Origin of the sequence: Clostridium sp., assembly GCF_021372645.1 — a bacterium.
Lineage (GTDB): Bacteria > Bacillota > Clostridia > Clostridiales > Clostridiaceae > Clostridium.
In genome coordinates this window covers 20,176-31,428 of the sequence record NZ_JAJFUC010000073.1, presented here as the reverse complement: position 1 = coordinate 31,428, position 11,253 = coordinate 20,176, and the positions used below count along the sequence as shown (strand labels likewise).

The following is an 11,253-nucleotide window of genomic DNA, read 5'->3' as shown; positions in this document are numbered from 1 at the left end:
CAACTCGGACAAGTCCATTCTCTAAGTGCTAGATTTTTCACATCTACATTTTTGTGTCCACATTCCGAACACAACTGTGAACTCGCATAATTAGATGGAGCAACTACAATAGTTCTACCATACCATTCAGCTTTGTATTCTAGCATAGTTCTAAACTCAAACCAACTCGCTTCACTTATTGCTCTTGCTAACTTATGGTTTTTCATCATATTACTTACTCTCAAATCTTCAATAGCTATTGATTGGTTTTCTCTTATAAGCTTTATTGTTAATTTGTGAAGAAAGTCTTTCCTTTGGTCTGCTATCTTTTGATGTAGTTTGGCAACTTTTAGTCTTGCCTTATTCCTGTTGCTACTACCTTTGACTTTTCTTGATAAGTCTTTTTGTAACTTAATTAATCTTTTAGTTGATTTTCTAAGATGTTTAGGATTATTTTCCCTATACCCATCTGAACATATCGCAAATTCCTTAAGACCTACATCTACACCAACTTTTTTATCTGTTTTAGGAAACTGAATATTCTCTGTATCAACTAGAATTGATGCAAAATACTGACCACATGGATTTTTTGATATAGTACAACTTTTTATAATTCCACTAAACTCTCTATGTTGTTCAATCTTAATCATAGATTTTAATTTAGGAACTTTTAAGTATCCGTTTTCGATAAATATAGTTCCGTTTTGATTATTAGTCTTATAACTAATCCTATTTCCTTTTTTCTTGAATTTAGCGAATCCAACAGATTTATCTCTAAAAAAGTTCTTATAGGCAGTATCTAGATTTAATTGAGCGTTAGCAAGTGCTAAACTATCAACTTCTTTTAACCAAGGATATTCTTTCTTATATTGAGCTGGTGTAGGATATTTAACTTGTTTAATATCTAAATCCTTGTTTTCTTCATAAGATTTAATTCTGTCAGCTAACATTTGATTATATATAAATCTAGCACAACCACAACTTTTAGCAATATATGTTTTTTGTTCTTTATTTGGATAAATTCTATATTTATAAGCTTTTAACATAATAATTCTACTCCTTTCTATCCTTGATTTTGGATATAATTTTTCAAAGTTCCAGAACTTACTTCACTTATTGTTGAAATAAAATAACCATCAGTAAAGAATGATTTCTCTTTCCAAAAATGTTTCTGCAAATGTTTCGAGAAATCATTCCATAACATTACTGTAGTTTGTTGCTTGAGAACTCTAATTATCATCAAAGGTGATACTTTAGGTTCACTCTCAACCATTAAGTGAATATGATTCTTATCAACTTCTATTTCTAATATTATAAAGTCGTACTTGTCTAAAATATCAATCATAGCATTTTTAATGTATTCCCTATAAGGTATCATAAGACTTTTTCTATACTTACATACAAAAATTATATGATACTTTAATAAGAATTTACAATAATATTAGAAAATATCTTGGAGTGTGAGAACTATGCTAAAAAACAGAACTAGAATTGGCTCTGCTATTGATACAGACCTTTATAACCAATTGAAAGACCTTTCGAAGAAAACTAGAATACCAATTTCTAAACTCTTAGATGAAGCTTTAGAAGACTTACTAAAAAAACATAAAAGTTAATTATTTGTGACGAATTCATCCCCTAGGCTAAAGACCATAGGGGATTTCTTCTATCCCACTTTAAATGATTTCATACATCCCTATATTTGAATATAACTTACTTTATATACACATCAATATCAAGTTTTCCTGCATTTCTTGGAATTATTTTGTCTTTAATAATTTCTCCATTTATAACTACTTGTATTTGATTTTCACTAAGACTATTTTTTTCTGCTTCTTTATCTGAACTAAATGCATTTATATTATTATGTTTTTTGTCTGCTCTAAAGACCTTTATATTATAATCTTCCTTTTCATTTGTAATCTTTATCTCAAATTCTTTCCAATCTTTTGGCACGCAAGGTTCTATAGTATATCCCTTATCTTTTACTTTTCTAAGTCCCAAAATATTTTCAATTCCAACTCTATACATCCATCCTGATGCTCCAGTATACCAGCTCCACCCGCCACGTCTAGCATGAGGTTCTTTTATATAAACATCTGCTGTCATTACATAAGGTTCTACTTTGTAAGTCATACATTCTAACTCTGTTTTTGCATGATTTATTGGATTTATCATATTGAAATATTTTGTTGCTTTATCACCAAGTCCAAGTTTAGTTAAAGCAAGGATTACCCAAACTGCTGCATGAGTGTATTGGCCTCCATTTTCTCTTACTCCTGGCACATATCCTTTTATGTATCCTGGTTCTAATTTTGAATTACCAAATGGGGGTGCAAGTAGTAATATCATACCCTTATCTTTTTTAACAAGGTTTCTATCTACTGCTTCCATAGCTTCAACCGCTCTTAGCTTTCCATCTACTTTAGGTTCAAGTTTAGTGTCTTTTTCAAATGCACCTGAAATTATTGACCAGCTTTGAGCTAATGAATCAATTTGACATTCTGGATTCTCTCTAGATCCAAGTGGTGTACCGTCATCAAAATATGCTCTTCTATACCAGCCACCATCCCATGCATTTTTCTCTAAGTTCTCTCTTATGAATTCTTTTCTTTCTTCATAATGATTTTTTGTTTCATTATCATTTTGCATTTCTGCAATTTCAATAAAGCTATTTAAGATGGAATATAAGAACCACCCAAGCCATACACTTTCTCCTTTTCCTTCATTTCCAACAGTACTCATTCCATCATTCCAATCTCCACTGCCCATTAAAGGAATGTTGTGAACTCCAAATTTCAAGGATTTTTCTATAGCTTTCAGGCAATGTTCATATATAGTTCCTTCCTTTGAAGATTGGTTCACTATAGTATATCTCTCATCTTCACCTTCTCTTAAAGGCTCATCTTCAAGATAAGGTGCTTTTTGATTTAAAATTTCGTAATCACCTGTAGAATTGATGTATTCTGACGTTACATAAGGTAACCATAACAAATCATCACTAAATCTAGTTCTTATACCTGAATTTACAACTGGATGCCACCAATGCTGTACATCACCTTCTACATATTGTCTTGATGCACTTCTTAAAATTTGTGCCTGTGTTATTTTAGGCTCAGCAACACCAAGAGCCATGGAATCTTGAAGTTGATCTCTAAATCCATACGCTCCTCCGCTTTGGTAAAATGCACTTCGACTTAAATATCTACAACTCAAGGTTTGATATAAAAGCCATCCATTTAAAAGATAATCTAAGGATTTGTCAGGTGTCTTAACTTGTATATTTCCTAGGAAATGACTCCAATATTGTTTTACTTTATCTAATTCATCTCCTACATTTTTACAATTATTATATTTATTTATAACCTTCTCTATATTCTCCCTTTCTTCTTGCCCAAATAAAATAACTAATTCTTTCTTTTCTCCTTTTCTTAATTTAATACTTGTTGCTGCAGCCAAACAAGGGTCATAAATTCCACCACATCTATTGCTTAAATTATTGTGCTTTAGACCTTCTGGTTCAGAAACTTCACCGCCAATACCAATAAATTCTTTATTATCCCCAGTAAAACTTATATTTTCTCCACCTAAAATAGTTAAATAAGCATTTAATTTACCAAAATACTCACTATATGGATTACTCCCTCCTATGAATCCATTAGATATATATGTAGAAATATATCGTGAACTATCATATTCATAAACACCTAAGACAAGCTTTGCATAATAAAATAATGAAACATTTCTATCTTCATCGCTTAAATTTTCTAAAGTAACTCTTTGAATTTTTAGTGCTTCATCATTAGGCGAAAATACTTGTAGTGTTCCTTTTAAATCATAGGCAGTATGCTTAAATTCAGAATATCCAAAACTATGTTTTATTAAGTAATCTCCACCATCTCTAACTGGTTTCGGTGATATTGAAAAGTATTTACCTGAAATATTATCTTTAATATAAAGAGCTTCTCCTAAAGGATCTCTAATATAGTCATTACTCCAAGGCGTTATCTTATTTTCTCTAGAATTTCCACACCAAGTATAACCTGCACCTGCTTCAGATATATGAAATCCAAAGTTCTCATTAGAAATAACATTAATCCAAGGCGCTGGAGTATTTTTATAATTAGATAATTTAATTATATAACTATTATCTTCTTTACTAAAACCACCATAGCCATTAAAGAAATCTAGATTTTCTACGTTAAAGTCTTCATAAACAGCTTCTAGATTATAAGAATGTTCTATATCTCCTGTATTAACTTCTTTTCTCAATTTTTCTTTAGATAACACATTATCATTAGTTTTATAATTTGAAGTAGAAATATCTAAATCAGCAGTATTTGAACTTAAATCACTTAAATTCTCTTGTGTCTCTTGCATACCTTTAAGTAAATCGTTACTATTTATTACATCCATATCATGATCATATTCTTGATACAATATATTCGTATCTCTAATTGCATTATTTTCATGTTCCTCTTCAAAAATTGAGTTATTTCTTAAATCTTTATGTGAACTTAATTCCTCCTTTTTTAAATTTTTATTTAAAGAAATGTCTTCATTATATATATATGAATTTAGATTATTATTTGAATCTACATAAACTCTTGAAATTCCTATTAATAAGTCTTTAACCTCACTAGTCATGGTTGCCTTATTGTGAATAAATATTCCACCTGCTTTGTTTAAGGAGTCGCCTTCATTAGATAACTTTATAGCTTCCATTATTCTCTTTTGAAGAGGTTCATCATAAGAAATTTCTTCATTATTATATATAACTAAATCTAACTTAACTCCTTTAAGTTTTAAATAATAATGGAATTTTATCATATTAAATGCTATATTAATATCTCCTTCTTTTTCGATAACTAACATTATAATAGGTAAATCTCCTGAAATTCCATAAGACCACAAATCCTTTTGGTGCTTAGAAATATTTTTAATATACCCTTCCCTATTTTTTCTGCTATTACTTAAAAAGAAGATTTCACTAGCAACACTTTGAAATACATTTGCCTGAACACTTCTTATTCTCAAATTTCTAAGTTCAAGCTGTATGCTTATGCTGTAATCTTTAAATATTTTATTAAGCTTATTGTAATCACTGTTTTCTCTGCATAATTCTAAAACTTCTTCCTTAGAATCACATATTCCTGTTATATAGAAAATCTCTGCTTGTGAATGTGGCTGCAATCTAATTCTAGTTCGCAAGCTCATTATAGGATCTAAAACTGTTCCTACTGTATTATTTAAAGATTTATCATTATCCATAGCTAGAGGAGCTTTTAACTCTCTATTCCGGCCTATAAAATTTATTCTAGAAGTTTCATATGTAATATTTCCCTCTAATTCAGCATTTGATATTACCTTATGAAATATGTATGGGACTTTTGCATTTTTGACCCTTCCTCTTCTACTTCCTATAAGAATATCTTCTTTTTCATCATATTCTGTTTGAACAAATAAATTAGAAAAAGCAGGATGAACTGCATCAGCACTAAAAGTTGCTAATGTTATTTCCATATAGCTTGTTATTTCAATGCTTCTACCTTGATCTCCTAAATTGTTTAAAATTAATTTCCTAATTTCAAAATTCTCCTCTGAAGAAACCACAATTTCTGTTACAGTTTCAATATTGCCATCTTTTCTACTAAACTTAGCTTTATCCAAATTAAGTTCAGCCACATATTTATCACCACAATTTTTACAGGGCTCAAAGGTTGAACTCCAATAATCATTAGAATTTAGATTCTTTATATAAAAGAACATTCCACTATCATCACTTGTAGAATTCCCCTTCCACCTATAAAGCATAATATCATTTTTCTTAGAATATCCACTTCCATTTGCAGTAATCATAGATGAATATTGTCCATTACATAATAACAAAAGCTGTGGACTATCTACATTTACTTTTTCAAATATTCTTGGAATTAAGGTTTCTCCTTCAAAGTATCTGTTCTTTATAGAAAAATCTTCATTTCTTTCAAAAGTTACATTTTTAGGAATCTTTTCCTTTAATAAAAGTTCTGTTGCTTTGACTTCTGGCAATCTATGAAATCTATTAATCAAGATATTATTATTCAAAACATTATCCAAAGACATAAGAGACATTCCTAAATGATGAACCATATAAGTCATAACTTTGTTAATATTTTGTGGATTATTTAAGATTTCAACATTTTTATCATGAGAGCTGCTTTCATATATATTTTCATCAACTTCAAAGTTATCCACACAATCCACATCATCCACATTGTAATGTTTATTTTTATTCCAGATATTATCCACGTTTTTTTCATAATTATCCACATTCTCTTGATTGTTTTCCACATTTTGTGTATAATTATTTTCAATCGATAAAATACTTTCCCTCATTTTACCATTCATAGGCGTTTTTGTAGCGTACTTATCCACAGCCATTTTTTCTAATATTTCATTTTGTGTTTCTTTTTTAGGAAGTGTCATTATATATTTATCTTCTCTAGCTTTAGTATAATCTATAGATTCAATAAATCCATATCTACCAAGTGCACCTATCTTTTCAAGTCTCTTAAGATTTTTAATTCCAGCATTCTTTGCAAAAGTAAGTGTCATTAAAGTTGAATAAGGCGATATTACAATTTCATCTTCAAGACCTCTCTTTAAACCAAGACCAGGTATCCCAAATGCTTTATATTGATAATTATCTGCAACATCAAATTTATAAAATGCAGATTCTGATATTCCCCAAGGAGTTTTCTTTTGTTTTGCAAAACTTATTTGAGCTTTTATTACAGATCTATAAGTTTGACTAAGCAAAGTTCTAGGATAATTTTTCATTATTAATGAAGGCATAAAGTACTCAAACATAGTTCCACTCCAAGAGACAAGAGAATGAGTATGAAAGGCATTAGTCATTGCTCTACCTAATTTAAAATAATGAGATGAAGGTACTTCATTCTTAGCTATAGCAACAAATGATGCTATCCTAGATTCAGATGCTAATAAATCGTAGTAAGAATTCCCAAGAGAATTTTCTTCTACATTATATCCAATAGAAAATAACTCTCTAGTTTTATCATAAAGAAAACTAAAGTTCATTTCTTGTGAAATTTTATTAATATCATCAATTATATTATCTATTTTATCCACATATTTTTTTAAAGTAGCAATTTTTTCTCCTAATGTACAATCAAAGTTATCCCCATTTTTTCTTTTATAATCTTCACACCTGTAGATCAATTCTATAAGACTTGGAACTCCTTCAAAAAATTCTTTACTATATAACTTCTCTAAGCCTCCCAAGACGCAATTATAATACTTAATTTTTTTCTTAACTTCATTGGTAAGCTTGTTAATCCAATAATTTGTTTCTTCTTTATCAAATTTTAGAATGCTTTTCTTCCAATCTTTTTCATTTAATTTATTTTCTTTTTCATTGGCTCTATTCTCTTCTTTATTAAAATTATTATCTTTATCCTCATCTAATTGTTTCAGCTTACTTATTTTTTCATTATCTTTAAATTCCTGAAGCTTGAATAAAATTTCATTTAGGACTTTAAAATATTCGCCAATTTTAATACGTGAAGTAAATTTAAGTTTAATAGATAGATCTTCATCTTCAATTATCCTATAAATATCATTTAATGCTCCAACTTCCTTTACCCTTATTACTTTATTATATTTAAGTTCCTCCATAGCTTGTTTAAGTACCCACAAGTTTCCCAAAAGATTTCCACTATCGACTGTTGATACATATCTTGGCCATAGCGGTTCTTTTGTTTTTGTGTCATACCAATTTAAATAGTGACCATTTACCTTTTTCAAGTCTTTCATACTATTTAATATAAGCTCCACCTTATCAATAAACTCAATCATAGTTATATATCCTAAATCATATGCAACAATATTTGAAGTTAATCCCATACCTATATTAGTTGGAGAAGTTCTATGAGCAACTCCTTTAAATGGCTTTTCTTGATAATTATCTGGAGCTAAATAGTTATTTTCTTTATTAATAAAGTCTTCATAATAAGCATATATTCTTCTAGATATCTTTCTTAAATAATTTTTTTCTTCATTCTTTAAAGTATTCTTATTATTATCTGGAATTTTCATACTTATAGTGTAAGCTATATACGGACTAGCTATCCAAAGTGCTGCAACTACTAAATTATAAGTAATAACAACAAAAGAGCTATAAAAAGATAAATAAATTATTAATAATCCCATTATTGGTGCAATCCACATTCTTTTTAAATAACTAATGAAATCATTTCTATGATCTTTTTCTACACTCTCTGAAGATTGCCACTCTAAAAGATTTCTTTTAGAAATGCAAACTCTAAATAATGTTCTAATTATAGCATCTACCATCAAAAAAGCTTGATAAGGAATAAAACTTATTATTAATAATATTTGCTCAAAGCTTTTAAAGGTTCCCATCAACTTATTTTTAGGCGTTACAACAAAATCTGTTATTGTAAATACTAAAGAAATTATTAACCCTAAAAAGCAAAGTACTGCAATTTGACTTCTTCCAGCTAAAATAGTTAAAGACAAAATAAGAGTAAGAAGTAAGTTAGGTGCTAATAAACTCCGCCTTAAGTTATCAAATATCTTCCATTTATATAGTAAACTAATTTTTTTAGAAAATAACCATCCTATTAATTGCCAGTCTCCTCTAACCCATCTATGTAATCTTCTACAGCTAGAGTCATAATATCCTGGGTATCCATCAATAAATTCTACATCACTTATCAAGGCACATCGTGCAATTCCTCCTTCTAGAAGATCATGACTTAGTATTTTGTCATCCTTTATTGAATTATGTAATAAGGGATAAAACTCATCTATGTTAATTATTCCTTTCCCTGTAAAGGACCCTTCGCCAAATAAATCTTGATAAGTATCAGAATAAGCTACTGAATATCCATCAACCCCTTCTTCTTCTCCAAAAATCTTAGAAAAATAAGTCTGATTTTTACTCTCTAGACTTATGCTTACCTTAGGCTGCATAATTCCATAACCTCTAACAACTTTATTTCCTTTCACATATGGAATATTAAGTACATGACTCATAGCACCTACAAGTTTAAAAGCACTATCCCTTGGCATAAAGGTATCTTCATCTAAAGTAATAAGATATTTAACATTCTTGAGTACGTGAATTTCCGAACTAAAAACATCATAAGTATGGTCATTACTATTTCTAATAAGAGCCATAAACTCCATAAGTTTTCCACGTTTTCTTTCCTTAGCCATATAAATATTATGTTTCTTATTATAAATTCTTTTCCTGCTTAAAAAGAAAAACTTATCTTTACTCATATCAATATTACTATAATTATTATCCTTGTAGTATTTTTCATTTAAACTTCTAGCACATTCGATTCCGCACTTAATTATTTCAGCATCGTTTTCTTCGAACTCATGATTAGAATCACAAAAATCACTAAGCAGAGCAAAGTACAAATTTTTATCCTTATTTCCACAATAAGCAACTTCTAATTTTTCCATAAGTTCTTTAACTTTTTCTTTAGAATTCACAATCGCAGGAATTACAACTACGGTTTTATTTTCATTAGGAATTCCCATAATATAATTTAATTTCGGAACTAATTTAATTTCTGAAATTTTGCTCACAGTCCAATTAATAAGACTTATTATAATTTCATTTATAGGCATTAAAATAATTAATAAAGAAATTATAAATTGAATTTTAGTATATCTTACTCCTAGCAAACTGCTTATAAACAAAATAAGCATACTTAATATAATTGTTCCTAAAATATTAAAAGTTAAATATGTTTTTTCTGAAACCACACTTCTTATTTTATGGTGATATCCTTTTAATTCACTTATTCCATTATCAATCAAATAATAACCTACATGGCACTTATAACTTTCTTCTTTATTGTCTTTACTACTTTTAGCAAGTTCTAAAACATGATTGGCTAATTGGATTTCACTTATTTCAATAATTCTAGCTATTTTTTCAAGCTTATGCCTATAATAATCTTTAGACTTAAAATCCATATGGTTATAAATATTTTCAGGATCTTTTTTCAAAATACTTTCAACTAAAGAGGTATTTTCAAAAAATCTACGCCAACTTATTCCTTCAATTTTTCTAATTGAATTTATATACTCACCAATATGTTTTTCTAAAAATTCTTCTCTTAAATCTCCCTTTATAGTGCTATTGTTAAAATCCGAATTAATTTTCCATTTTAATTTTATAAAATGATCAATCCTTTTATCCTCTACAGAATTATCTCTTAATACACTAAAAAATTCTCTCAAAAATAAAGGACTAATCTTTTCATACTTATAATCAATATTATTAATATTCTCAATTTCTTCATCAAGTTTATTGTTATTAATAGCATCTATAATCCTCTCTGCTAAATTCCTTCCATCTAAAATTTCTTTTTGAATATTAACAAGTTCCTGTGTATATTTAGATAGATTTATAATAATTGCTATTTTAAGCATAAGCGGAAAGGCCCACAGCTCTCCCATAGTAAAAGCTGTTTCTTTATTATATGAATTTGTATTTAAATTTTCTTCTTCAATACCTCGTTTTTGAAGATTGCTATTTTGAATACTATTGCCTTGAATTTCATACTCTTGAAATTTATTTATGTATTTAATAAATTCATCACAACTAATCTCTTCTTCATTATTTATATAATTCTTAGCTACTGTAAATATACGCGGAACTACCTCTTTGTCATCTTTATTATTTTCTTCTATTGAAGGTAACCCCTTAAAATAATCTATAGGCATCTCCATTTTTATTCCTTTATACTCTTTTTCAATCAAATATATATTATCAAGAAGCCATTCTGATGCTCCAAGTACTTTATAACCACTTTTGGATAACCTTCTAAAGTACTTGAAGTTTTCATGGATGCAAGAAAATCCATCTGCAAGTTCTCTTAAAACATTTTTCCTAGCTCCATAAAAATTATTCTTTTTCAAGTAAAAAACTCCCTTCTTAATGCCTTAAACGCAATTAGTCAATAGAGCTATTTTTACCATAAATATAAAAAATATTCTTAAATAATAGATTAAAAACTGGAGTTAAATATAGACAACCAAAATCATAAACATTTTTACGTGAGGCTATGAAAATTTCTCTGAAAACACTAAATGGAAGGTTGCACACACTTTAGCTTTATCCAACCATTCAGTTGTACAAGCTAAAGTGGAATAAACTTCCATTAATAACCTTCTGTAGCTCATTTTCAAAAGAACTGTAAACAAATCACTAAAAAAATCTGTTTA

Annotated in this window: 3 protein-coding genes and 1 pseudogene; 1 reads left to right on the top strand and 3 read right to left on the bottom strand. The window is 28.5% G+C overall.

The window, feature by feature from the left end; all coding sequences use genetic code 11:
- The coding region (tnpB, locus tag LLF98_RS11890) for an IS200/IS605 family element RNA-guided endonuclease TnpB (RefSeq protein WP_291703841.1) at positions 1-1,025 on the bottom strand (1,025 nt) is incomplete at its 3' end.
- Positions 1,026-1,042: 17 nt separating this feature from the next.
- A pseudogene (tnpA, locus tag LLF98_RS11885) lies at positions 1,043-1,417 on the bottom strand (IS200/IS605 family transposase); the annotation flags it as partial.
- A 31-nt stretch (positions 1,418-1,448) separates the two neighbouring features.
- Here tnpA and LLF98_RS11880 point away from each other — a divergent pair.
- A complete protein-coding gene (locus LLF98_RS11880) occupies positions 1,449-1,595 on the top strand; it encodes a ribbon-helix-helix domain-containing protein (RefSeq protein ID WP_291703839.1) in 147 nt (48 codons plus the stop codon).
- Positions 1,596-1,692: 97 nt separating this feature from the next.
- On the opposite strand, the gene LLF98_RS11875 is transcribed toward LLF98_RS11880, so the two are convergent.
- Entirely contained in the window at positions 1,693-10,947 is a 9,255-nt protein-coding gene (locus tag LLF98_RS11875; protein ID WP_291703837.1) for a glucoamylase family protein, read from the bottom strand.
- Positions 10,948-11,253 lie beyond the last annotated feature (306 nt).

Bases quoted from the DNA above. Each gene is read 5' to 3' on its own strand.
- LLF98_RS11880 (WP_291703839.1), top strand. From the start codon at position 1,449: ATGCTAAAAAACAGAACTAGAATTGGCTCTGCTATTGATACAGACCTT.